Annotated in this window: 23 protein-coding genes, 1 tRNA gene and 1 pseudogene; 18 read left to right on the top strand and 7 right to left on the bottom strand. The window is 58.3% G+C overall.

Annotation, left to right across the window (positions count from 1 at the left end; all coding sequences use genetic code 11):
- Window positions 1-8: 8 nt before the first annotated feature.
- Window positions 9-1505, top strand: a complete 1497-nt coding sequence (locus RO009_04240) for a hypothetical protein (protein ID MDT3684236.1) — start codon at window positions 9-11, stop codon at window positions 1503-1505.
- A 187-nt stretch (window positions 1506-1692) separates the two neighbouring features.
- Here the strand turns inward: RO009_04240 and RO009_04235 are convergent, their stop codons facing one another.
- From RO009_04235 to RO009_04225, 3 genes are all read right to left on the bottom strand, one after another.
- Complete coding sequence (locus RO009_04235; protein ID MDT3684235.1) at window positions 1693-2736, bottom strand: substrate-binding domain-containing protein; 1044 nt, start codon at window positions 2734-2736, stop codon at window positions 1693-1695.
- A gap of 788 nt (window positions 2737-3524) precedes the next feature.
- Window positions 3525-4442, bottom strand: a complete 918-nt coding sequence (gene rpoH / locus RO009_04230) for an RNA polymerase sigma factor RpoH (protein MDT3684234.1) — start codon at window positions 4440-4442, stop codon at window positions 3525-3527.
- A 200-nt stretch (window positions 4443-4642) separates the two neighbouring features.
- Window positions 4643-5677 (bottom strand): RluA family pseudouridine synthase, encoded by a 1035-nt coding sequence (locus RO009_04225; GenBank protein MDT3684233.1) that lies wholly within the window; start codon window positions 5675-5677, stop codon window positions 4643-4645.
- Between RO009_04225 and RO009_04220 the strand changes: the two genes are divergently transcribed.
- From RO009_04220 to RO009_04200, 5 genes are all read left to right on the top strand, one after another.
- The gene (locus tag RO009_04220) at window positions 5676-6020 is read left to right on the top strand and encodes a hypothetical protein (protein MDT3684232.1); all 345 of its coding nucleotides are present in this window, start codon (window positions 5676-5678) and stop codon (window positions 6018-6020) included. The two genes, RO009_04225 and RO009_04220, sit on opposite strands and share 2 nt — an antisense overlap.
- 48 nt (window positions 6021-6068) lie before the next feature.
- A tRNA-Glu gene (locus RO009_04215) sits at window positions 6069-6143 on the top strand.
- Between the two features lie 118 nt (window positions 6144-6261).
- Window positions 6262-7101, top strand: coding sequence for a hypothetical protein (locus tag RO009_04210; GenBank protein ID MDT3684231.1), 840 nt, complete (start codon window positions 6262-6264; stop codon window positions 7099-7101).
- Window positions 7102-7390: 289 nt separating this feature from the next.
- Complete coding sequence (locus RO009_04205) at window positions 7391-7795, top strand: hypothetical protein (GenBank protein ID MDT3684230.1); 405 nt, start codon at window positions 7391-7393, stop codon at window positions 7793-7795.
- The gene (locus tag RO009_04200) at window positions 7785-9200 is read left to right on the top strand and encodes a ParB N-terminal domain-containing protein (GenBank protein ID MDT3684229.1); all 1416 of its coding nucleotides are present in this window, start codon (window positions 7785-7787) and stop codon (window positions 9198-9200) included. The genes RO009_04205 and RO009_04200 overlap by 11 nt, the downstream gene beginning before the upstream one ends.
- 172 nt (window positions 9201-9372) lie before the next feature.
- Here the strand turns inward: RO009_04200 and RO009_04195 are convergent, their stop codons facing one another.
- Window positions 9373-9966, bottom strand: coding sequence for a hypothetical protein (locus RO009_04195; protein ID MDT3684228.1), 594 nt, complete (start codon window positions 9964-9966; stop codon window positions 9373-9375).
- A gap of 1011 nt (window positions 9967-10977) precedes the next feature.
- Between RO009_04195 and RO009_04190 the strand changes: the two genes are divergently transcribed.
- The gene (locus RO009_04190; protein ID MDT3684227.1) at window positions 10978-11268 is read left to right on the top strand and encodes a hypothetical protein; all 291 of its coding nucleotides are present in this window, start codon (window positions 10978-10980) and stop codon (window positions 11266-11268) included.
- 183 nt (window positions 11269-11451) lie between these two features.
- Here the strand turns inward: RO009_04190 and RO009_04185 are convergent.
- Window positions 11452-11959, bottom strand: a pseudogene (locus tag RO009_04185) (IclR family transcriptional regulator C-terminal domain-containing protein).
- On the opposite strand from RO009_04185, the gene RO009_04180 reads away from it, so the two are divergent.
- Window positions 11851-12213, top strand: coding sequence for a zinc ribbon domain-containing protein (locus RO009_04180; protein ID MDT3684226.1), 363 nt, complete (start codon window positions 11851-11853; stop codon window positions 12211-12213). The pseudogene RO009_04185 and the gene RO009_04180 overlap by 109 nt on opposite strands.
- Window positions 12214-12367: 154 nt before the next feature.
- Here RO009_04180 and RO009_04175 read toward each other — a convergent pair whose 3' ends face one another.
- Both RO009_04175 and RO009_04170 read right to left on the bottom strand, forming a co-directional pair.
- Window positions 12368-13357, bottom strand: coding sequence for an NADPH:quinone reductase (locus RO009_04175; GenBank protein MDT3684225.1), 990 nt, complete (start codon window positions 13355-13357; stop codon window positions 12368-12370).
- A gap of 12 nt (window positions 13358-13369) precedes the next feature.
- Window positions 13370-14761: an MFS transporter gene (locus RO009_04170; GenBank protein MDT3684224.1), complete on the bottom strand. Its 1392-nt coding sequence runs from the start codon at window positions 14759-14761 to the stop codon at window positions 13370-13372.
- Between the two features lie 46 nt (window positions 14762-14807).
- On the opposite strand from RO009_04170, the gene RO009_04165 reads away from it, so the two are divergent.
- Genes RO009_04165 through RO009_04120 form a run of 10 tightly spaced genes read left to right on the top strand, consistent with a single transcriptional unit; the run spans window position 14808 to window position 24353 of the window.
- On the top strand, window positions 14808-15389 hold the full coding sequence (locus RO009_04165) for an SRPBCC family protein (GenBank protein ID MDT3684223.1): 582 nt from the start codon (window positions 14808-14810) through the stop codon (window positions 15387-15389).
- Window positions 15359-15829 carry an OB-fold domain-containing protein gene (locus RO009_04160; GenBank protein MDT3684222.1) on the top strand — a complete coding sequence of 157 codons (471 nt, stop codon included), beginning with the start codon at window positions 15359-15361 and terminating at the stop codon, window positions 15827-15829. The genes RO009_04165 and RO009_04160 overlap by 31 nt, the downstream gene beginning before the upstream one ends.
- A gap of 8 nt (window positions 15830-15837) precedes the next feature.
- Window positions 15838-16977, top strand: coding sequence for a thiolase family protein (locus tag RO009_04155; GenBank protein ID MDT3684221.1), 1140 nt, complete (start codon window positions 15838-15840; stop codon window positions 16975-16977).
- A complete protein-coding gene (locus RO009_04150) occupies window positions 16974-17843 on the top strand; it encodes a xanthine dehydrogenase family protein subunit M (GenBank protein ID MDT3684220.1) in 870 nt (289 codons plus the stop codon). The genes RO009_04155 and RO009_04150 overlap by 4 nt, the downstream gene beginning before the upstream one ends.
- A gap of 10 nt (window positions 17844-17853) precedes the next feature.
- Window positions 17854-18339 (top strand): (2Fe-2S)-binding protein, encoded by a 486-nt coding sequence (locus RO009_04145; GenBank protein ID MDT3684219.1) that lies wholly within the window; start codon window positions 17854-17856, stop codon window positions 18337-18339.
- 2 nt (window positions 18340-18341) lie between these two features.
- Window positions 18342-20696 carry a xanthine dehydrogenase family protein molybdopterin-binding subunit gene (locus RO009_04140; GenBank protein ID MDT3684218.1) on the top strand — a complete coding sequence of 785 codons (2355 nt, stop codon included), beginning with the start codon at window positions 18342-18344 and terminating at the stop codon, window positions 20694-20696.
- Window positions 20693-21487: an IclR family transcriptional regulator gene (locus tag RO009_04135; protein ID MDT3684217.1), complete on the top strand. Its 795-nt coding sequence runs from the start codon at window positions 20693-20695 to the stop codon at window positions 21485-21487. The genes RO009_04140 and RO009_04135 overlap by 4 nt, the downstream gene beginning before the upstream one ends.
- Before the next feature lie 9 nt (window positions 21488-21496).
- On the top strand, window positions 21497-22753 hold the full coding sequence (locus RO009_04130) for a CoA transferase (GenBank protein ID MDT3684216.1): 1257 nt from the start codon (window positions 21497-21499) through the stop codon (window positions 22751-22753).
- A complete protein-coding gene (locus RO009_04125; protein MDT3684215.1) occupies window positions 22750-23484 on the top strand; it encodes an enoyl-CoA hydratase/isomerase family protein in 735 nt (244 codons plus the stop codon). The genes RO009_04130 and RO009_04125 overlap by 4 nt, the downstream gene beginning before the upstream one ends.
- A gap of 5 nt (window positions 23485-23489) precedes the next feature.
- Entirely contained in the window at window positions 23490-24353 is an 864-nt protein-coding gene (locus tag RO009_04120; protein ID MDT3684214.1) for an MBL fold metallo-hydrolase, read from the top strand.
- Window positions 24354-24468 lie beyond the last annotated feature (115 nt).

Here is a 24468-nt window from a genome sequence, read left to right as displayed (position 1 = left end):
TAAGACGAATGGCAGATTATTACCCCCTCGTTGCCCGTGCCGTCGCCGGTCTTGAGAAGAACACCGGCGAAGCCCGCCGTGCGCTGTATGAACGCGCACGCACGGCGCTGGTCGCACAATTGCGGGGAACCGATCCGCCGCTCGACGAGGCCGAAATCACCCGCGAACGGCTGGCGCTTGAGGAGGCGATCCGCAAGGTTGAGACCGAAGCCGCGCGTCGCGCCCGTCAGGAATCGGTCGCCGGCGCCGTACCGCAGCCGGCCGCGGCGCCTCGCCCGCAACAAACGACAGCAGAGCCGCGCCCGGCTGCGCCGCGGCCCGATTCCGCCCACACGCCGTCGGCCGCGCCGCCTAAGCCCTTGGCTGCACCGCAGCCCGGACAGAATGCGCAGCAGCCCGCACGCAAACCGCTTCAGCCGTCCGCGCCGCGTACCTCGCTGACTGAGGAAGCCATGAAAGGCTTCCGCGAATCGGCCGGCACCGCGGCGCCGGCACGTCCCGCCGCGTCGTCGGCGCCGCGAACGCCGCCGCGCGATCCGTTTGCGGAGATTTCGGCCTCGCATGATTTCGACCGTCTGGAGACGAAAGCGCCACCGCGGCTCGATTCAGATGCGTTGCGGCCCAAGCGCCGCGGCACCCCGCTCGTCGAATCCCTGGAGGAAATTCAGGAACCTGAAGAGCTCCCCTTTAACCGCGGTCCGCGGGGGCCCGACGAGACTATGCCGCGACTGCGGCGCGCCCCCCGCAATTATGGTGGACTGATCAAGGCGGTGGTCGCGGTGGCGCTGGTCGCCGGCTTGCTCGGCTTCTTCTATTGGCAGCGCGATACCATCTCCGAACTTTATTCGGCACTGCGCGGCGCGCCGCAGCAGGCGCAGAAGGAAACGCCGCAGCAGCAGGGCAAACCGAAAATTTCCGACCGTATCGGTCCGGGCGCGCAGAAGGACCAGGCCGCCGTTCCCGCCGTCGCGCAGCGCGTGGTGCTTTACGAAGAAGAGCCGAGCGATCCGCAGGGCAAGCGCTTCATCGGGTCTGCGATCTGGCGCACGGAAAATGTCTCATCCGGCCCCGGCCAGCCCGCCGATCTCGCGGTACGCGCCGATGTTGAAATTCCTGAGCGCCGGATGACCATGTCACTCACCATCCGCCGCAACACCGACCAGACCTTGCCGGCGTCGCATACGGCCGAGGTGATGTTCAATCTGCCGGCCGATTTCCCCGGGGGCAGCATTTCCAATGTGCCCGGCATCCTGATGAAGCAGGCCGAGCAGACGCGCGGCACGCCGCTCGCCGGCCTCGCCGTAAAAGTCACCAACGGCTTCTTCCTGATCGGGCTGTCGGCGGTCGAGTCGGATCTGCAGCGCAACATCCAGCTTCTGAAGGAGCGCTCCTGGTTCGACATTCCGATCGTCTATGCGAACAATCGCCGCGCGATCCTGGCGATCGAGAAGGGCACTCCGGGCGAGAAAGCCTTTGCGGAAGCCTTTGCGGCCTGGAAGCAGTGACATCGCTCGTGATCGTCCGGCGTCAGTTTGTCAGTGTGAACTGACGCTTCCTGATCCTCTGAACCGGAATTTTTGCATCGCGCCAGAAGGAGTCTGGTGATCTTGCGCGCGGGCTCCACGACCGAGGCGCTGCGATTGCTGGAAGCGCCTGTAAAACGCGGGCTTCCAAAATGAACGCGTGCAGTGCCTACTGTGACGGCGGTTCCATCGGCGTCAGGTCCGAAGCTGCCGCCCGCGCTTCGGCAAGCTCTTGCGCCGGCAGCGGGATGAGACCCTTTCTGGTCAGATAGCCATCTTCGCCGACAGCCTTGTTTGACAGATATTCCTGGATGAACTTGTCGATGCCCGGCACGACGCCGATATGCGCCTTCTTGAAATAGACGTAGATGCGTCGGCCACCCTTGTATTTGCCACTGGTGATTGAATCGTAGTCCGGCGCGACGCCGTCGAAAGCGACACCCCGCAGCTTGGCGGCATTTTCCTCCAGAAAGGAGTAACCGAGAATCCCGAAGGCGTCATGGTTGCCTTCCAGCTTCTGGACGATGGCATTGTCGTTTTCGCCGGCCTCGACATAAGCGCCATCCTCGCGGATCGATTTCCAGATGCGTTCAAACTTTTTGGGATTGTTCTTCTTCAGCGCGGCATAGTCGGGCACATCTTCGGCGCCCTTTTGCATCAGAAGTTCATGCAGCGAGTCGCGGGTGCCGGATGTCGGCGGAGGCCCGAAAATCTCAATCTTGGTATATGGCAGGGATTTGTCGATGTCGGACCAATAGATGTGCGGATTGGCGACGAGTTCTTCGTTTTCATTGAGCACGTCCTTGACCAGTGCCAGGAACAATTGCGCCAGTGTCAGCCTGAGCGGCCGGGCTTTCTTTGCGTGAACCAGCGTGAGCCCGTCAAATCCGATATTGAGCTCGATGATGTCCTTGACGCCCTTGGCCTGGCAGTCGTTGAACTCGCTCAGCTTCATGCGACGCGATGCATTGGTAGCGTCCGGACGATTGACGCCGAGGCCAGCGCAAAACAGCTTGATGCCGCCGCCCGTGCCGGTCGCTTCGACAACCGGTGTCTTGAAGGTTGAGCTTCGTCCAAACTGCTCCGCCGCCGTCGTGGTGAACGGATAAACGGTGGACGAGCCGACGACACGGATTTGGTCGCGCGCATGCGCGACATTTGACGATGCGATGGCGACAATGCTCGCCAGACTCAGCCGCTTTAGCAATCTCAAGTCGCGCTCCCGGTTGCGGGACTTATAGCGCGGCAAGGCTGGTAGCCGAAATCTCAGAGCCGGGCTGCCGCGTCCGAGGCCAAATTGCCCTTGACAGGCGCGGCAATCTGGATTATATTCCTAATAACCTCGTCCGTCCGAACTCGCATGTTTGCGAGTTCGGCAGCTTGAGAGGGCGAAGCCGGAACTTCCGGCTTCGCTTGGGGCGCTTGTCGCGAGGCGTCGTGCAGGCGGGACGAAGGACGGAGCGCGGCGGAGATGCGCCGCGCGGCCGTCCTGGACGGCGCCCGGTAATTCCGGGCCTCGGCCGGTGTGGCGCCCGCGGGTCGGTCTCGCAAACCGGCACTCGGGCCACGTCGGGGCTCCGCCCGAGGCCACTGACGGGCCTCCGCCAGGAGCTGGCTGAGTCCGTCCGCACAGTGCGGCTCCGGACAAAGCGCGGCCCGGCGTTGCAGTGAAGACGCCGCGATGGTGCGTCGAGAGACGCGGCGGCCTTCGAGAGGAGGTCGTCTCTACACGGACTTGGTTGCGTCACTCGGCGCACCATCCCCCTCTCTCATTGGAGAGAGGGACAAAGGGAATAAGGCGATCCCGGCGCCTCAAACAATACGGGCGGCGGAGCGTTGGCTGTTTGAAAAATGAATCTCTCCCGCTGTCGCCCCGCGAAGACGAAGGCCCATATAGAGCGGTGGTGGTCATCGCGGGAACGACTCCGCGTATATTAAGCATGCAAACACAATCGCCGGGCTTTCACCCGGCGATTTCAGCATTCAACAAGCGGGCTGCGCTCAGTGTACCGGCAGCGGTGCGCGTTCGGCAGCGGCCGGCGGTGTTTCCATCGCCGCCACCTTGTTCTTCACCGCCTTCTGCACCTTCTCGAAAGCGCGCACCTCGATCTGGCGCACGCGCTCGCGCGACACGCCGAATTCCTCGGCGAGTTCCTCCAGCGTCACCGGATCATCGGCGAGCCGACGCGCCTCGAAGATGCGACGTTCGCGATCATTCAGGACGGACAGCGCATGCGACAGCGCCTTGCGGCGGTTGTCCATCTCTTCGCTCTCGGCGAGGATTTCCTCCTGGCCGGCGGATTCATCCGCAAGCCAGTCCTGCCATTCGCCGCTGTCGCCGTCGTCGCGGATAGGCGCGTTGAGCGAGGCATCGCCCGACAGACGCCGGTTCATGTCCACGACGTCCTTTTCGGTGACGCCGAGGCGCTTGGCGATGCTTTCGACCTGCTCGGGACGCAAATCCCCGTCGCCGAGCGCGGAAATCTTGCTCTTTGCCTTGCGCAGGTTGAAGAAAAGCTTCTTCTGGTTCGCGGTGGTGCCCATTTTCACGAGCGACCACGAACGCAGGATGTATTCCTGGATCGAAGCCTTGATCCACCACATCGCGTAGGTGGCGAGGCGGAAGCCCTTTTCCGGCTCAAAGCGTTTGACGGCCTGCATCAGACCGACATTGCCTTCGGAAATGACTTCGGAAATCGGCAGGCCATACCCGCGGTAACCCATCGCGATCTTGGCGACGAGACGCAGATGGCTCGTGACCAGCTTGTGCGCGGCTTCACGGTCATCGTGTTCGCGCCAGCGTTTGGCCAGCATGTATTCTTCCTGCGGTTCCAGCATCGGGAACCGGCGGATTTCTTCCATATAACGGGCGAGACCGCCTTCAGCGGTCACAATCGGCAGAGCCGTAGCACGGGCCATATTTGCCCTCCATTTTTCATGCCCCCGAACCATTCGGCAGGCAAATGGGCCGACCCCTCAGTGGCGGACGGCGCATGTTGCGACTGCGAAATCCCAGCCGCAGGTGCAGCATATGGGACGGACGCGGCGAAAGAAAGTTAACTTCCTGTCACCTCGTCGTGACCTGGCCGCTGCCGGCCAAGCCTTTGGTGGATATCAGTTTATCGCTTCTTCCCGGTCGGAAGGGTTGCGGTGCCATGATCCCTCAGGGCACTACGCAAACGGGCAAGGTCAGCCGGGAGTTCCGAGCGGAATACCAGCTCCTCACCTGAAATGGGATGTTCGAATCCGAGGAGATAGGCATGCAGGGCCTGTCTTCCAAGGTCCTGCAGGGCCTCGCGGGCGGCCGGGGCGAGAAGCGCGGATTTGGTCCGGAAACCCGGACCATAGGTCGAATCGCCGATCAGCGGATGGCCGAGATGCGCCAGATGCACCCGGATCTGATGGGTGCGGCCGGTTTCCAGCCGGCATTCAATCAGGCTCGCCAGCCACTTTTTGTCGAGGCCCGGAAAACGTTCAACGACCTGCCAATGGGTAATGGCCTCACGTCCACTCGGCCGGACCGCCATTTTATCGCGGGCATGGGGGTGGCGGTCGATCGGGGCGTCGATCGTGCCCTTGGGCCGCTCGGGGGCGCCCCAGACCAATGCGAAATACCCCCGCTGCAAAGGCCCGGTGCGGCCGTGGTCGGCGAATTGTTCCGCTAGCGCCTGGTGCGCCCGGTCGGTCTTGGCCACCACCATCAGGCCGGTGGTGTCCTTGTCGAGCCGATGCACGATGCCCGGCCGCTTCACCCCGCCGATGCCGGACAGGCTGTCGCCGCAATGGGCGATCAGGGCATTCACCAATGTCCCGGTGGGGTGGCCGGCCGCCGGATGCACCACCAGCCCCGAAGGCTTGTCGATGACAATGAGCTGGTCATCTTCGTAGACAATATTGAGTGGAATGTTTTCCGGTTTGGGCTCGGGCTCCTCCGGCGGCGGAACGGTAACCTCGATTTTCTCTCCCGCATTGACGCGATGGCCGGGATCAAGGATGGTCCGGCCGCCGATCGTGACCGCACCGTCCAGGATCAGGGCTTTCAGTCGCGTGCGCGACAGGGCCGCGAGGCGCTGGGCCAGCAGGCGGTCGAGCCGATCGCCGCTTTCCGCGTCGGCGACGACGACCGTTTCGATTTGCTCCTGTGTGACGCTCATGACCAGCCCTGCCAACGATGACGAAAAGCCTCTCAATCCGGAACAGGAGCGCCTTGTCGCGCGCGTGCGCTGGATGTCGATGCTGTCGGGTGTCGCCACCCTGATCGGCATCGCGGTGGTCATCGGCGTTGTCGGCTATCGTATTTTCCGCAGCGAGGGAAGTGTCGCGACCTCGGCCGAACTCGTTACCATGCTGCCGAAAGGCGCCAAGGTGATCGCAACCGCCACCGCCGGCGAGCGCATTGTCGTGACCATCGACGTGCAGGGATCGACCGAAATCCGCGCTTTCGACGCCCGCACCCTGCAGCCGGCCGGACGGCTGCGCTTTGTCAACGAACCCTGATCGCCCCAGCTTGCCTCGCGCGGTCTTCGGGGCTATCTGAAGGCGCACGCTCCCTTCGTCTAGCGGTTAGGACGCGGCCCTCTCAAGGCTGAAACAGGGGTTCGATTCCCCTAGGGAGCGCCAATGATTTCAATGATTTACGACATCTAACGTTCGGCATTTGTGGGACGTACGGAAATTATACGGAAACCCTGCATGCACAATATTCTTTCCTTCCTCAGTTCTTTCGAATGATCGCTGCATGAGCGCAGGGCGGATAGTCGTTGGTGCAGACTTTGCAGCCGCCGCATCACCCCAACAATGGTACAAGCCGAATTGGTCGCGCCTCGAACAGGTTTACGACTGCGCTATTCCTGAGTTGGTCAAAGATCAAATATCGTTCGCTACAATTTTCTTCGGCAGATTGGCTTTGCTTGGAACGTCCACGAAAAGAAAGAGCGAAATTATCAAGCATGTCAAAGCCTGGCAGAAGACGACCGAAAATTTGTTCGAACATTCGGGAATTGTGCTGCTCGATCCAAAGCTGCCTAAAAAAATAACTCCAGAAGTTGTTAGCAAGAAATTCAATCAGTCCAAGTGGGGCAGCACTGGTCGGAATGGTCCGGACCGTGCATTCAGCTACTTTGCAGACTCGCTTGAGACCGCACTGGCATCCAGCAACCTTATGCTCTTGGGGATCAACCAGGCGAAAGCAAGCCGAGTCAAAGACCAATGGGAAGTATGGGTGTCAATTGTAAGGACTAGCTTCATTGAATCCGGCTTGAGAGCAACTGCGTCTAGCGGCGACAAGCATCCTGATCACTCTAAGTTTGTTAAGTTCATTGAAGCATTTCAAATGACTCTGCCGAAGGAGTGTCGCCGATTTAGCGATGCCACCACGATAGCAAAAGGCATTCAATCGGCAACGCGAAGGTTTGGATCTATCGAATCCAAGACGTTGTTGTGGCTCATCTATTTGTTGGCCGTTGGCCAAGGGCCAGAAAGTCTGCGCCGAATTGCAAATAACAATGATGAGGTTGCAGCGGTCATTCGCGAGCTGCTTCGTTTAAAAAAAAGAGAACCGGGAATTTTCGTGTTCTAATAAGGTGGCGGTATTTCCCGCTACTTCTCTGCAATCTCTCTATCGTCCTCATGCGCCCAAATTGGATTGGGCCACTTAATGAGGACGAACATGCAGAAAAGCCGAATTGCTCTGTCAATAAAGGAGGCCGCGGCCACTTCCGGCGTTGGCCGAACACTGATTTGCGAAGAAATCCGTGAAGGTCGATTGATTGCGCGCAAAGTTAAGCGGAGAACTGTGATTCTCCTCGTAGATTTGGAGCAGTGGCTCGAAACAAGGCCACTGGCCAAGCCGTGCGGGGGCTCGATCGATGGATAATCTTCAGGCTACCCCGCGAACTGTGGTGAGCAACGAAACAGCGCATGTCGTGGAGTTTCGGAACTTGCTGGGTGAAGTGAGAACCGAGCTCATCGGCCTGCATCTGTTTAGTCAGCCGTCCAAGATCTGGGCAGAGTTAGGCAGAATCGGCGCCGAGCTCGATGCGCATGCCCATGAAGCCTGCTGCCGGCCGTTTGTCGGCGTCGGCTTGCAGCACCCAGCACGCAGTGGTGTGATGCAGCACAGGCGGTCTTACCTTGCCCTCGAGACCTGCCAACTCGACTGCGCACTTGAAAGGAGACTTGATCGATTTCACGGGCTGATCGTTTGCCCGCCTGAATCGAATGTTGGTGAATGCGGTAATGGATTGGAAGAGGGCGGCGGCCATGGATGGTAAGAAGCGTAGCAAGATAAAGTGGTCCAAGTATAACAGCCGACGACAACCGCCATCGCACACGGTTTTGGCAGAGGGTGCGATTTCGATTCCAAAGGCTGAATACTTTCGGGTCAAGATCGAGAAGATTCGGCTTCGTCCTGAGCAGTCGATGACGGACGAGGACGTTGTGTCGTCCATCGCCGAAGGGTTCATCGTAACTGGCCAGATTCATCCCGTAATTGTGCGTCCGGTGGGTTTGGGAAAATACGCGCTGATCTGGGGCGCTGACGTTCTCGCTGCTGCACAATTTGCCGGAGTTAAGCGCATCGAATGTCGGCTTTTTATAGGTAGCGACGAGGAGGCGCGTCTGCTTCAGATCGCCGAATCTCTGTTCCGGAAGAAACTGACCGCCTTGGAGAAGGCCGAGCACTGGACAGATTGGGCCAAAACCGTTCTGAAGGCCAAGGGGCTATTTTCGGGACAACCTGTCCCGAAAAAGGGTCGTCCCGAGGGTGATCTCCTTAAGTCCGCGCGCCTGCTGCCAGCATATGGGCGCACAGTTGATACCCGAAAGAAGATGTTGGCGCGTGCCTTCAAGATCGCTCGCTTGCCGTCAGACGTGAAGTCGGCGGTCAAGGACGCGGGTCTTGATGACAACCAGAGCGCCTTGCTTGCTATCGCCTCTGCAGGGGGTGCAGAAGCTCAGCACCGAAAATTGGCCCAGCTTCTAAAGAAACTTGCCGAAGTCCCAGAGGTTCAAAGCCCGCCGCTCCAGCCTGCCGAAGCCCCGACTACCTCGGACGATGAAGGTAGCGAATCCAACGACACCGACTCTGATGCGCAGAAAGATCGGGCCGGTAAAGATGATGACGACGAGGTGTCGGCGGATGACGACGGGCAAAGGGAGGAAGCCTACGAAAAAGGGGACGAAGGCGGCAGTGAAGACGATAAATCCGTACTAGAAACGGATTTTCGACAGCTGCGTAAATTTTGGAAGGACCAGGGCGGGATCAAGCTCTGGGCCCGCACCCCGATGACCGTTCGCAAAGAGTTCGTGAACTGGCTCGAGAGCCGACCTTGCCGGGCCAGCAGCGATGTGGGCCGATACGTGAGAGATGTGTTTGCCGGACGGAAGAATATAGAAATAAGCGTTCTGAAGGCGCATTCGATTTCGAAAGGGCTCTCTTGGAAATCACTCCGGAAATACTTTAAAGCGAATGGCTACAGGAGAAAGAAGCACGGCGGCGACCCGCGCGCGTTACAAACCTACGAGAATCGAGATCCAGATTTCAGCGGATGCTCCAGTATTACCGAAAAGGAGTTGCAGGCGCCTCGTCACGCGGAGCTCGATGTTCAATCTCGACTCGAGAGTCAACGAACGCCGACCAATTTGTCCAATAAGGCGGATGATTATTACGAACTGTAAAATCGGACAGGGCGCGCGTCCATCCCCGGGCGCGCTTCCTTTCGCGTTGACGCGACTGGCGGCCCTCTAACAGGATGCGTGTGGCGGACCGTCCGGCCAAAAGCACGCGTTTACACGTCCACGGAACATCGCGGCTTAACTGCGCCGTCGAACGAAATACTCCACGCCGACATCAGTCACGAGGTAATATGAGCATGTCGTCGGCGGACATATCGAAACGCTTTAAGCCCTTCACGGCATATCCTGCTGCTTTTCTCGAGCTTTCTTGAATTTGTCGAACGTCAACTTCGCTGAGGTTTTGCGTCCGAAATACATTCTGGTGTTGGATGAAATACTTCTCTAGCGACATTTGAATGCGTCCAAAAGGATGAGCCGCAATAATCCCATGCACGTGTAGCCCATCATTCACCAGCACTTGTGAGGTTACATTCCTTCGCCTTTTGTTTGTTTTCCGAACCGGCATGTCGAACATAAATACCCCTACTGGCAGCCACCCCTTGACGCTATCCGAGCGGGGCCTACGGAAGAACCTCGTCAGCAATTTATTGAACATATTTATGGTCTCAGTTCGCATTGTTTCCTTGCGACGCTCCCGATTCCCTCCCATTTGGTTGAAGCTCAAGGTAACTAGATAAAGTTGCCAGTGAGGCTTCTCGAGGCCGACGAGAAGATCTGAGTAAGCTTCGATCAGATCTTTTTTTTCGATCCGTGAACCGCTTTCCAAATTGACATAGTTTTTGCAATTGCGAAGCGAGTTGTTCCGCATTGAATCCTCCGTATTAGGTAGCGGCTATTGTCTGCGGCTTCTCCGACGGACTTTTGCTTCTACGATCTAAATTAGCGAAACGCGGTGCATCAGGCATACGGGTAAGTCCGCGTTTGGCGCGTCAAAACCCGAAGTTGCGTCGCCTGAGGCGCAAACGATGCTGTATGTAGAAAGCTAATTTCGCTCATGAGAACTCGTGTACCGAAGGAGTCTCCATGAGAGTGTTTGTTGAAGCGGATCTGCTCGGTTGGGCAGGCGGCTGGCAGAGCAAGAGGGTGATTGATGGGCGACTAGCCGCCAGATTGCGCAAAATGCACCAGAGCGGAAACGCTATGCTCTGCCTAGAAGGGAACGCCTTGGTTTGGCGATCAACACCCGCAATAAAGCGTCATCTGCGAGATCAGGCGGCGGATGCCGTCGCTGATCTTTCAGAATGTTAGCTGTGTGCCACATGAAGCCGGCTGGCGAAGAGCTTCTGGAGTTCGAGAGGTTTGAAGTATCCGGAAGGCCCATACTGACCTACTCCGATAGATCTCTGTGGGCTGAACTCCAAAGAGTTCGCGGTGTTTGGGATGAGGTGGTGTCTCAACGAGGGCGTGCTGCGATCTATCGCTATCTTGACGCGGTTTGGAAGCTGGTCGCTTTGTGGAGGGCAGTGTCTAGACCGCTTCAGAACTGCGAACGCGCAATTCGGCTAACCGAGTTGGATATCCCATTATCCGAGAATGTGTTTTCGATGGTTATCGCCTGCACTTCGGATCCTGTGCTTGTGGATAGGCGGACCCGCCATAAGTGGGGGCGGGCTTTGCAATACGCGAACGAAAACAAAAAGCCCTCAGAGTTATCCAGTGCATATATCCGTCGCAAAGGCGGTATCAATCGCTGTGCTTGCCTGGGGTCTAGGGCCGCTTAGCGGCCGAGCGTCCATATTTCGCAAACTTGTAAAGAAGACGATTACAGCAAGATGCTGGATGAGTGCGCGACTGAAATCGCGCTGCTAAAGGATTGAATATGAAAAAGTTGAAACTGGAGCAGGATCTTCACGCTAATATATTCGCAAGATTTGATGCCCTTGAAGCAATCCTAGGGGAAACGCTTTATGAGATTGGAATATTAGGTGGAGAGACGTCTCGTTCAAGAACGAGAGCCGAGCAATTTTTTGATCGAGCCTTCGATAGAATGCGGCGCAACGTGCAAAGCGAAAAATCTAATCCCGATAGTGATAAAACAGTTAAACGTGTGACCAAGTTTTTACGAGGCGTCTTTGAAGAAACCGTACAGTATTTGGAACGAGACGAATAAGACGAAATAAGCCTCCGGCACATTCGTGCCGGAGGTGCTTCTATCCACTCGATACAAAATACATCTCTCGTATCAGGCTCGTAGAACATTACTCGATACAATTGACACATTTTGTAGCGAGTAGTGACTGGATACGTTTTGACTCTTTTTTATCAAGTTGAATGACTGCTCGTATAATGGACATTAATGCGCAGACGTTTGCGCGCGAATCTCTTCCGCAGCGCGTTTCAATAGGATGAAGTATCGTTCCTTTGCCGTCGCCTCGTCGATCGTTCCGGAAATCAAACTCACGCTGATGGCGGCTACGACCGAACGGCTGTTGTCCCTTAACGGCACAGCCGCAAATGGAAGGATCAAGCTCACCGTCGATCCAGGCGTAGCCTTGCGCGGCCACACGCTCGAGTTCCTTCTCCAGAACGCTTCGATCAACGATCGTGCGCGGGGTCAGGCGGGGGAATTTGATTTTCGACAGCTGAATATCGCGCTCCCCTTTTGACAGCCCGGCGAGGAGAACACGTCCCAGCGAAACAACGTGCGCCGGCAGCCGGCTTCCGATGCCAAGATTCGTGGTCAGGATCCGGCGTGCTGGCAAGCGCAGGACATAGACAATGTCAGTCCCGTCGAGAACGGCCAGCGCGCAGGATTCACCGATCTCGTTGCGAAGCTCCTCGAGAGTTTGCGGTCGGGGCATCGCCATGTTGCCCCGACCAGCAATTTTCTGCCTTTCTCAGCGAAGGCCGGTTCATGCTGCAGCGCTGTCTGGCCGACGGATCGTTTTGGTTCTACCCGCGCGTTCTGTGTCCGCATTGCGGATCGTCCGAATTTGAATGGTCGGAGGTGTCGGGCAATGGCGCGGTCTATTCGACTACCGTCATCCGCAGGGAGGTCGAGGAAGGCGGAGATCACAACGTCATCCTTGTCGACATTACGAAGGGCCCGGGATGATGACATATTCGGTGCCGAGCACCTCGCGGTGCAGTGCGAGGCCTTTGTCGAAGATCTCTCCTAGAGTTTTCTATTGGATCCTGCTTGTGATTCGTCATCGGTTCTCCGGGGGCGTCCATAAATGCCGGATCCCTATTGCGCGGGCGCAATCAAATTAGTCAATACGAATCAGGGCTTTGCCGCTGATCCTTCCGCATTCTATAGCCTCATGGGCGGCCGCGGTCTCAGACAATGGAAATTCTTTCGCAATGCGATGCAAAAGACCATCAGTCTCGAGGATTGCGTTGATACCTGCTGCGATGGCCCGAAGCGTCTCGTTGGAAAGATGGTAGAGCGTCATGAAGCGCATGGTCGCACAGCGCAGTCGAAAGTCGCGAACAGGAATTTGCGCAGTGAGCAGGCTTGACCCATAGCTGGCCAGATGCCCGTCCTGGGCAATTATCTTGGCGATGAACTCCGCGTTAACGGTGGTGTCGACGTCAACTATCACATCTGCACCGTGACCACCGGTCGCTTGCATAGCATGTTCGATGGCGTCAGCATCGCGGTAATTGATTGTTACATGCGCGCCGGCATCTTTCGCTTCGCGTGCCTTGTCGTCGGAACTGACCGTTGCGATGACAAATGCCCCATGCCTGCGCGCCAACTGAACGGCATAATGACCGACGGCGCCTGCTCCGCCTGTGACGAGAACCTTTCGGCCGGCGATGGGTGGTCCGTTCAGGACTGCGTGCCAAGCCGTCATCACAGGAATGCCGAGGCACGCTCCGATCTTTAGCGGCACATTGTACGGCAGCATTACGACATTGGTTCGGTCAATGGTGATATATTGCGACGCCGTGCCGAAAGGGCGCTGATATTGTGCGCTGAAGAGCCAAACCGGCTGCCCAATCAAAGCGCGGTCGACATTTGCCCCGACATCTTCAACGATCCCGGCCCCGTCGTGATGTGGCACGATGCGCTTGAACGGCATGGTCCGACCAGGCGCGCCGCCCCGCGCCTTCACATCGGCCGGGTTGACCCCCGAAAAGCGGAGCCGGACGAGGACTTCGTCCGGCTCGGGCGCACGCGGCTCCATCTCACCGAGGACCAGCACGTCACGCGCTGGTCCGGTCTTCTCGTAAAAGACGCAATGTGACTGCATGAGTGAAGCGTACTAATCGCTGAGCTGAACGCCTTTGGTCTCCGGCCCGAACCAGATCGCAATCATGCCGACGATATAGAACACCGCTGTCGAGGCGGCTGCAGCAGGGAAGGAGCCGAATGTGCCGACCAGAACGCCGCCGATAAGCGGACCGATGGCGGTCACACAGCGCGCTGCGTTCCAGCAGAAGCCCTGTCCGCTTGCTCGTACCCGGGTCGGAAACAATTCTGGCAGGTAGGCCGCGAACGTTCCGTAGCCACCGATGATGAAGTAGCCAAACACCGGCATGAACCACAACAGCGTGCCGAGATCTGTCACCCGCGTGAACAGGTAGAGAGAGACCAGCAAACTACCGGTTGCAAATATGAAGTAGGACATACGTCGGCCAACCGCATCGCACAGGAAGATGAGCGAGGCGTATCCAAGAACAGCGCCGACCATCATCAGCATAAAAGCGTAGCTGATGGTCTGCACGCCCATGGCCGCTCCGCCTCCAGAGGCGCGAACGAGTTGCTGGATCCAGCTCGGCAGCAGTGTAAGGCCGCCCCAGCTGCCGATCATCATGGCCGCTGAGATAAGGAAGCCCACGATCGTGCGGCGCCGCAGCTCTGGCGAGAAGATGGCCGAGAAGGTCTGCATCGCCGTCATCGAAGCGACGGTCTTGTCCTGGCGGATACGGACCCATCGCTCCGGTTCCGACACGAACCAGCGAACGGCGAGAGCAATCAGGGCTGGAAGCGCACCAGCCGCAAGCACCCAGCGCCAGCTGATCGGTCCGAGCAAAAGATTGTCGAGCGCGGCCAGGAAAAAACCGAAGGCAAAGGCCATCTGCATCACCTGCATGGCGCGCGCGCGGCTCTTTTCCGGCCAGGTCTCCGCAATCAGTGCGGCCCCTGCTGCCCATTCACCACCTATTCCGAAGCCGGCGATGGCCTGCAACACGGCGAGCTGGGTCCAGGATTGCGCGAGTCCGCTCAGACCTGTGAAGACCGAATAGATCAGGATGGTGATCACCATCGTACGAGTACGGCCGATACGGTCTGCGACTACGCCGAAAAAGATGCCGCCAATACCCCAGCAGAACAGCTTGATGGCGACGATGTAGCCGCCGTATTGCGCCACCTGGGCAGGGTTCGTGGAGCCTGTGAGTTCTGCCACGCTCGGAAAAAGTACGAGCGTGAACAGGTTGAGGTCCATCGAGTCGAACATCCAGCCAAGGAAGCCGGATATCAGTGCGAGCCACTGCACGCTAATCGGTTGCCTCTCGCTAGACGCAGCTGCGCTTTGGTTGATTGTCATTCCTGAAACCTCCCCGTCGCTCGATCTTGTCAATGGCGCGTCTTGTCCGAGTGACGCGATTTTTTTTGCGAACGGCCTTGACGATGCCACGGCGATGATTTCCAATCAATAAAAATCAATTCCGATAAACGGAAATTAAAGGAAGCGTACGTTGAAGCTCGAAAATTCATTTCGCGTCGATTTACCGGTGGAATCCACGTGGTCGACGCTGCTCGACATCCCCTCAATCGTGCCGTGCATGCCGGGTGCCGAGCTGCTCGCCGTCGAGGACAACCGCAACTACCAAGGCCAGGTGAAAGTGAAGCTTGGTCCGGTCGCGGTTGCATTCCAGGGCCGCGCGAAGCTTGTCGAAGTCGATGAGTCCAATCACAGAGTTCGTGTAAATGCCTCGGGCACAGAGAACAAAGGTCGGGGTTCAGCGCAGGCGGATGTGACGTTCGTGCTAGTTCCAGAAGGGCGAGCGACGCGGGTCGATATTGTGACCGATCTTTCGCTCGCCGGTGCAGTTGCACAATATGGCCGTGCGCAGGGCGTAATCGCAGACGTGTCGCGCGTGATAATCGAGAATTTTGCCAACAACCTTCGAATTAGAATTGGCACCTTAGCCGGTGATGTTGCGGTGCCCGAGAATGGCGTGGTGAATGCGCCACAACGTGCTCAGGCGCTGTCGATTTTCTCAATTATCGCCGCGGTGATCCGCGGATGGTTGTCGCGCAGGAAGGAGCAGGGCTAGTCATGAGTAATGTCAGCAAGATGGCGGTCAATCCGGATGCGGCAAACGCCGATCCGCATTTTGTCGCCCCCAACCTTGTGCGTATCGATGCGTCAGGGAGCGCGCATCTGATCGGCGGCCGTTGCAAGAATTGCGGCGCATTTAGCTTTCCGAGTGCAATGGTCTGCACGTCATGCCTGTTCGAAGACATCGAGGCGGTGGATCTTGGCGACGAGGGCACACTTTATTCGTACTCCGTCGTGCATCAGGCCCCCAAGGGTTGGACGACGCCTTACGCGCTAGGGTACGTCGACTTACCCAATGGTGTCCGTGTCCTGGCCCATATCGACGTGCCGCTCAATTCGATTGCCATCAACATGCCAATGAAACTCGGCGTTGGCGTTGTCGGAACGGATCCGACTGGCGCTTCGCTGATGAGTTACACCTTTATCCGCCGATGAGGTCACCCATGCGTGAAGTCTGTGTCATCGGAACGGGGCTCATTCCGTTCGGAAAATATCCCGACAAGACGCTGGCCGAAATCGGTTGGCCGGCCGTGAAGCAGGCGCTGCTCGAAGCTGAAATCCCACCGAAATCGATCGAGGCGGTGTATTGTGGGTCCGCGCTCGGCGGTATGCTGTCCGGCCAGCGGGTGATGAAATCACTCGGTATCACCGGCATGCCCATCATCAATGTCGAGAATGCTTGCTCATCGAGTTCTTCTGCACTCGCCGCGGCTTGGACGGCGGTGGCCAGCGGGCAGAAAGACATTGCCTTGGTGATCGGGGTCGAGAAACTGACCAAGTTCGGCGGCGGTACGCTGCCGCTTGAGAAGGAGGACTGGGAAGTCAATCAGGGCATGATCATGCCGGCGCTCTACGCGATGCGCGCTAAGCGTTACATGCATGAATACGGTTTGACGGAGAAGCAGCTCGCTGAGGTTTCGGTGAAAGCGCATGACCACGGCGCGCTCAATCCAAATGCGCAAATTCGTAAGCGGGTCACACTCGAAGAGGTGATGAATTCGCGGCCAGTCGCAGATCCGTTCACGCTCTGGCATTGTTGCCCGATGGGGGATGGTGCGGCGGCGCTCGTCATCGCGTCCGGGGAGGTTGCGCGCAAAGTCCGCAGCAATCCGGTCTGCATCGTGGCGTCGGAAGTGACTTCCGGTATCTACACCAACGGCTATCGCGACATGACCTGGGCCGAACTCACGGCGCGCGGAGCGCATGAGGCCTACGAAATGGCGGGCATTGGCCCGAAGGATGCCGATGTCGCCGAGATCCACGACGCTTTTACGATTGCAGAACTGATGTATTACGAAGCATTCGGATTCTGCGAACGCGGCAGCGCCTATCATCTCCTATCGAGTGGAGCGACATCCCTTGGCGGCGATATTGTCGTCAATCCATCCGGCGGGCTGTTGTCGCGCGGCCATCCCGTCGGTGCCACCGGCGCAGCGCAAGCGGTTGAGATCGTCCGTCAGCTTGAAGGCCGCGCTGGCGCTCATCAGGTCGCAGGTGCCAAGGTCGGAATTGCGCATGCCACTGGCGGAGGCATCGCTGGTTTCGATCACGGCGCCTGTTCAATCCACATTTTTTCACGATGAAACCAGCACCTTTCGACTATCACGCACCCCATACCCTTGAAGAGGCCATTGGATTGCTGGCCTCGCTTGAGAACGCGAAGGTGCTCGCCGGCGGCCAGTCGCTCGTCCCGATGCTCAACTTCCGCTACGTGATCGTCGATCATCTGGTCGACCTTGCGAAGGTCGAGGGGCTGGCCGGCTTCAAGGTGGCGAATGGCGTGATGCGGATCGGCGCCATGACGCGGCAGCGCGACCTCGAATTTTCGAAAGACGTTGCCGAGCATATTCCGCTGCTTCAGGTCGCCCTGAAGCATGTGGGTCACCGTCAAACGCGCAATCGGGGCACGATCGGCGGCAGTCTCGTGCATGCCGATCCGGCTGCGGAGCAGCCTGCTGTTTGCGCGGCCTATGACGCCATCGTTGAGATCGCGGGCAAGCGGGGAACCCGAAAGGTGAAATTCTCCGAATTTGGCGGTGGCTTCATGAGCACCGTGGTTGAACCAGACGAGATCGTCACTGCCATAGAGATTCCGCTTTGGCCGAAGGGGCATGGCTACGGCTTTCACGAGTTTGCTCGTCGACGCGGCGATTTTGCAATCGTTGGCGCCGCCGTGCTGCTTGATGTGAACGATGACAAGATGGTCAAGCGCGCTTCATTGGCATTGTGTGGCGTCGCCACTGCGCCGATGCGCCTGACGGATGCGGAAGCGGCATTGATTGGAAAATCGCTTGATGCAGCATCTGTGAATCAGATGATTTCGACGCTCGGAACGCTCGAGCCAATCAGCGATATCCATGCGACATCTGACTATCGTCGCCATCTCGCCGCGGTTCTTCTCACTCGCGCCTTGCGGGATGCGGCGGCCGTTTGCAATATCACGATCTGAGTGTGTCACGATGAAGAAAAAAGTATCCATCAAGATCAACGGCAAGATGTACGAGCGCGAGGTCGAACCACGGCTCACGCTTGTGGATTTTCTGCGGCATGAAATCGATCTTACCGGCACTCATGTCGGCTGCGAACACGGTGTGTGCGGCGCCTGCACGGTGTTGATCAATGGCCATTCCGGCCGTTCCTGCTTGACCTTCGCAGTGCAAGCCGACGGCGCCGAAATCACGACGGTTGAAGGCCTTGCAGCGGCGGATGGCGAACTCAATGCGCTGCAACAGTCGCTGCGGGACAACCATGGTCTGCAGTGCGGTTTCTGCACGCCGGGTGTCTTGATCAGCCTGACTGAATTGCTGCGCGACAATCCCGATCCTTCGGAAGAGCAGGTTCGCGACGTCCTGACCGGAAATCTGTGCCGGTGTACCGGTTATGCCGGGATCGTCGCTGCGGCGCTGGAAACGGCGCGGCGTGCGCATGGTGAGGCGAGGTCCTAATCATGGGTGTCAAGCTATTCGGTGCACGTGTCGCACGCCTTGAGGATCCCGCCCTTCTTTCCGGCAAGGGTCGCTTTGTCGATGACGTAAAGCTGCCGGCCATGCTGCATGCCTGTTTCGTGCGTTCGCCGCACGCCCATGCATTTATCCGCGGCATTGATACGAGTGCGGCGAAAGCGCTCCCGGGCGTGCACGCGGTGTTCGTCGCAGACGATCTGCCGGCTCCGATGAGTGGCAATCGCATGCCGATGCTGGTCCCTAATCCCGCGATTGCTACGCAGCTGACCCAATATTGCCTTGCACGCGAAGAGGTCTGCTACGTCGGCCAGACCGTAGCCGTTGTCATCGCCGATAGTCGCTATATCGCGGAAGACGCGGCCGCACTCGTCGATGTCGATTACGAGCCGCTGCCGGCCGCGAGCGACTGTCGTGAGGCGGCCGAGCCGGGGTCCCCGCGCGTCCACTCCGAGCTTCAGAACAATATCGCTTCGAAGTTTCGTCAGAGCTATGGAGATGTCGATGCGGCATTTGCCTCGGCAACGCATATCTTCGAAGAAGACATCTGGCAGCACCGTGGTGGCGGTATGGCGATGGAGACGCGCGCGGTGGTCGGTGATTTCGATCCCGTGCGAGATCTGCTGACGGTCTGGTCGGCAACGCAAACGCCGCATATCGGCCGTCGGATGTTGGCTGATCTGATCGATCGCAATCTGGAATCGATCCGCTTCATTGCTCCCGATGTTGGCGGCGGCTTTGGCCCGAAGGCGATCTTCTACGCCGAGGAAGCCGTCATTCCTGCGGTGGCGATGAAGCTACGTCGGCCGGTTAAATGGATCGAAGATCGGCGCGAGCATTTTCTCTGCGCGACACAGGAGCGTGACCAGTACTGGAAGGTTGCGATTGGCGTTGACCACAATGGCAAGATTAAGGGCGTACGCGGCACGCTTCTTCATGATACCGGTGCCTTCGTGCCTTGGGGCATCATTATGCCTTACATCGCGGGTGCGACGATGCCTGGGCCGTATGTCATCCCGGCGTATGGTCTCGACGTTACGGTTGTACTGACCAACAAGGTCGCAACGACCCCCGTGCGGGGTGCAGGCCGTCCCCAGGCGGTATTCGCGATGGAGCGGTTGATGGACCGCGTCGCTCGCGAACTCGGCCTCGATCCGGCCGAAGTCCGCTTCCGCAACCTTATCCAACCGGAGCAAATGCCTTACTCGGTGGGCCTGACCTTCCGCGATGGCAAGCCGTTGATCTATGACAGCGGCGATTATCCGCAGGCGCAGCGCGAAGCATTGCGCCTCGTCAATTACGACACCTTCAAAGAGCGGAAAGCTGCACTGCTCGCCAAGGGCCGTTTCGTCGGTCTCGGTATCGCCAATTATGTCGAGGGCACCGGCCTCGGCCCATATGAGGGCGTCACAGTGCGCGTGCTCCCGAGCGGCAAAGTGGCAGTCGCGACCGGTGCCACGAATCAGGGGCAGGGGACACGGACGACGATCTCCCAGATCGTGGCCGATCAGGTCGGCTGCCGGATCGAAGACATCGTCATCACGATTGGCGACACCGCGGCGATCTCGCAGGGCGTGGGTGCTTTCGCCAGTCGCCAGGCCGTTAATGCTGGTTCTTCCGCCAAGATTGCCGGCGGGACGGTGCGAACCCAGATTGTCAAGTTGGCGGCACAAGCATTGGGACTGCCAGAAGGTGATATTGAGATCGAAGATGGTGTTGCATTTGGCCGCGGCGGCAACAAGCCATCGATTTCATTCCGCGATCTCTACCGCCTTGCGCAGGGCATGCCCGGATTTTCGCTGGCGCCGGGGCAGACGGCCGGACTCGAGCACACGGCATATTTTACGCCGCCGCAGGCGTCGTATTGCTCCGGCACCCATGTGGTCGAGCTCGAAGTCGATCCGATGACCGGCGCGGTCAAATTCCTGAATTATGCCGTCGCGCACGATAGTGGCACAATCATCAACCCGCTCATTGTGGATGGCCAGGTCCAGGGCGGTGTCGCGCACGGCATTGGCAATGCGCTGCTTGAGTGGATGAAATATGACGAGAACGCCCAGCCACTCACCATCACCTTAGCCGATTATCTGTTGCCCATGGCGACCGATGTGCCCACCTGCAAGATTGCGCACATTGAAAGTCCCACGCCGCTCAATCCGCTCGGCGTGAAGGGAGCAGGAGAGGGCGGCACTATTCCTGCACCGGCGGCGATCATTGCCGCCATCGAGGACGCCCTGTCGGAATTCGGCGTGCATTTCACCGAGACCCCGCTGATGCCAGATCGAATAGTCGCTGCGCTCAAGGACGCGGGCGCGTACGAAAAATTGAAAGTCGTAGCATGACCAAACGGCAGCCAGGAGAATCGCTTGGAACGGTGCAGCGGGTTGTGGAGGTGCTGCGATTTTTTGCCGAGCGGGGCGAAGCCAACCTGAAGGAGCTGTCGCTTGCGCTGTCGCTTGCGCCGAGCACTTGTCATCGGCTTCTTGATCTTTTGGGACGTGACGGGCTTATAGAACAGGATAGCACGCATAGACGCTACCGCGTTGGAACAGAGATGTTCCGTATTTCCGCATTGATCCAGTCGCGAGACGACATTCGCAGTATTGCCAGACCGCTGCTTCGCCAATTGGTCGATGCCTGTGACGAAACCTGTGTCCTCAGTGTCTATTTGCCGAGCGAGGGCAAGATCTTTTTTGCCGAGCGCGTGGATTCTAGTCGTGCCCTTCGTTATCAGGTTACAATGAACGTGCCGATGTCGGTACTATGGGGCGCTAGTGGACGTGCGATCCTTGCGTTCCTCGATAACGAGACCGTTGATCGTATTTACAAATCGGAAGGTCGAGCGCCCGGCTCAGGGGAAGCGTTGCCTTCCCGGCGCGCTCTGGACCGAGATATCGCTACCATTCGGGAGCGCGGTTACGACGTAACGCACGGACAGAAAATTCAGGGTGCGGTCGGTATTAGTGCGCCGGTGTTCGGCGTTGATGGCAAGGTGGTGGGGAGCATATGCGTCACCACGCCAGAGAGCAGGATAAAGGCGAAAGACTATCCGAGTCTTGGCGCGTTGGTGCGTTCCACGGCCACGCGACTGTCGCAGTCCATCGGTTCGCCGCGCATGGAAAAATCTGCATAAGGTCTGAGTATGAAAAACGTTCAGTTTTGCGGTCCCTTGTCGCAATTGCGCGTGCTTGATTTCACGCAGTTCCTGTCCGGACCGTATGCAACACAGATTCTTGGTGATCTCGGCGCCGATGTGATCAAGATTGAGGCCGTCGATGGCGACATGACGCGCCGGCTTCCCCCCTATTTTGTGGGAAGCGAGAGCGCCTACTACCTTTCCATAAATCGCAACAAGCGGAGTCTTGCGATCGATCTCAAGTCGAAGACGGGTCGAGAACTGGCGCGGGAATTGGCCTTGAATTGCGACGTCGTGGTGGAGAATTTTCGCCCTCGTGTACTCGAGAAACTCGGACTTTCCTATGCCGACATTGCAGCCGCAAAGCCTGAGATCATCTGGTGTAGCATCTCCGGATTCGGACAGGATGGTCCATACCGCGATCGCCCCGCATACGACATGATCGTACAGGCGATGTCGGGCGGGATGTCGATTACCGGTGAGAAGGATGGCCATCCGGTGCGCTCTGGAATTCCGATCGGAGATATCTCCGCCGGGATGTATGGCGTAATCGGCGTCCTCGCGGCGCTGGCAGAAAAGAACCGCACAGGAAAGGGGAAGCTGATCGACGTCAGCATGCTCGATTGCCAGATCGCGATGCTATCCTATCAGGCCGCGTATTATCTCGCTTCCGGCGATGTGCCGGCGCGGCAGGGAAGCGGCCACGATTCGATCCCGACCTATCGTTCATTCACCTGTGGGGATGGCATGGATATCGCGATCACTGCGAACACGGAACGAATGTGGATCAATCTTTGCGGCGTGCTCGGGCACCCGGAACTGCCCGCCGACAAACGTTTCGTTACAAACGAGCGGCGCTACGCAAATCGCGATGCGCTGTGGAATATTCTGGAGCCGGCATTTCTGACCAAGTCGGCGTCGGAATGGGTAGAGGCGCTCATTGCGGCGGAAGTGCCTGCCGCGATCGTGAACACGCTGGATCGCAGCCTCAACGATCCGCAGGTTCTTCATCGCAAGATGGTGCTCGCGATGCAGGGGCCTAAAGGCGAAAAGCTGCGCGTTGCCGGGAACCCGCTTAAATTCATAGGCGAGGGAGACCCTGCGTATAGATATCCTCCGCAGCTTGGCGCGGATACATCCGCGGTCCTCAAATCTGTGCTCGGTCTAGAGCAGGAACGGATCGATGCGTTGGCCAACGACGGCGCATTCGGCGCTAAGAAACAGCCGACGAAAGAAGCCGCCAAGCAACGGGTGCCCTCATGACGGACGCTATCCGTTTGGCCAGCAAAGATGCTGTGGCCACGATTACCATCGACCGCGCTTCGGACGGCAATCAATTGACTATTGCTATGTTACGCGAACTTGCTGCGGCGTTCAGGGACGCGGGCAAATCCGATGCGAAGGTGATCGCCTTGCGAACGACTGGGCATGAATTCTGTCTTGGTCGCGACCCGCGTGGGGGGCCGCCTCCCGGCCCGCCACCCAATGCTCTGCAAATGCGTAACAACCTGATCACGCCGATCCTTGACGTTTACGATGCGATCTCGGCTGCACCGCAGCCTGTAGTTTGTTCGGTGCAAGGAGCCGCCATGGGATTTGGCTGTGCGCTTGCAACGTCATGCGATATCACGATCGCATCGCAGGCCGCCCGCTTCTGCTTGCCGGAACTGGAAAAGAATCTGCCGCCGACACTCGCCATTTCCGCGATGATGTCGCGCGTGCCGCAAAAGGCGCTGATATGGCTCGTTTATTCTATGCATGAAATCGATGCGCAGGCCGCATTGCGGCTTGGTCTCGTCAGCTATGTTGTTCCCCCGGCGCAGCTCGAAACGCAATCCGATAAGCTTATCGACGAGCTCTGCACCCGTTCGCGCGATACGTTGGTGGGCGTGAAGGACTATTTTCGTGTCGCTCCGACGTTGCAAGGTCGGGCGGCGTCTGATCTTGCCGGAAACCTGCTCGCGACTGTTTTTTCTTCAGTGCCGCGGGGATAGCGCAGATGTCCGCCGCAGAGGGGGCGTTTCTGGATCGGTGGCGTATCGGATCTGTCACGGTTACTGCGATCGCGGACGGCTATGTCGCGATCGATCCGAAGCTGCTGCCAAAGGCAACCCCAGAAGAGGTCGCTCCGCTGCTAGAAGCGGCAGGTCTGCCGCAAGGCCCAGTGCAGGCTTCGATTAATACGTTTGTTGTGGATCTTCCCGACCGCCGAATTCTAGTTGACGCAGGCCTTGGTCCCGGTCTTGCCGATACTGCGGGACGCATGCACGACAATTTGGTCGGCACCGGTATTGCGCCGGAATCGGTCGACGTCATTTTGCTGACGCACTTGCACCGCGATCATGTGCGCGGCATTACCGATAGTCATGGCCAGGCAGTTTTTCCGAACGCCGAGGTCATCTTGCATGAAAGAGATCATGCATTCTGGATAGATGAAGGCGAAGAGAGCAGGGCCCCTGCCTTCGCCAAGCAGTATTTTCCGATTGCCCGTGCTGCGCTGCAGCCGTACGCGGGGCGGACGACTACGTTTTCCTCCGCAGGTGAGGTGCTGCCCGGAATTCAAGCAATCCATGCTCCGGGCCATACCCCGGGCCACACCATGTATCGCATTACATCAGAAGGAGAATCGTTGCTGATTGCTGCGGACATCGCCCACCTACCTGCGCTGCAATTTTCACGGCCGGATTGGTCCATCGCACTCGATGTCGATCCTGAGCAAGCGGCAAAAACGCGTATTCGCGTGCTCGATGCTGCAGTTACAAGCCGTGAACTCGTGACTGGTATGCACTTCACCGGCGGACGCGCAGGTCGCTTCCGCAAGGTCAACCAAAGTTATCTTTTCGAACCCGAGCCCGTTTGCTGAAGCCCGATCGAAATGGTCCGGCTGGGCCGGATATGGCGAAATTCAGAACGCTACCTATTGAGCGATCGACTGGATACTTTTCTATAATTTTGTATCGAGCGGCTTGCCGGTAAAC

The organism is Pseudorhodoplanes sp., from assembly GCA_032027085.1.
In the GTDB taxonomy this organism is placed as follows: domain Bacteria; phylum Pseudomonadota; class Alphaproteobacteria; order Rhizobiales; family Xanthobacteraceae; genus Pseudorhodoplanes.
Note: the sequence above shows the minus strand (reverse complement) of the source record. Positions and strands in the feature narration are given on the sequence as shown.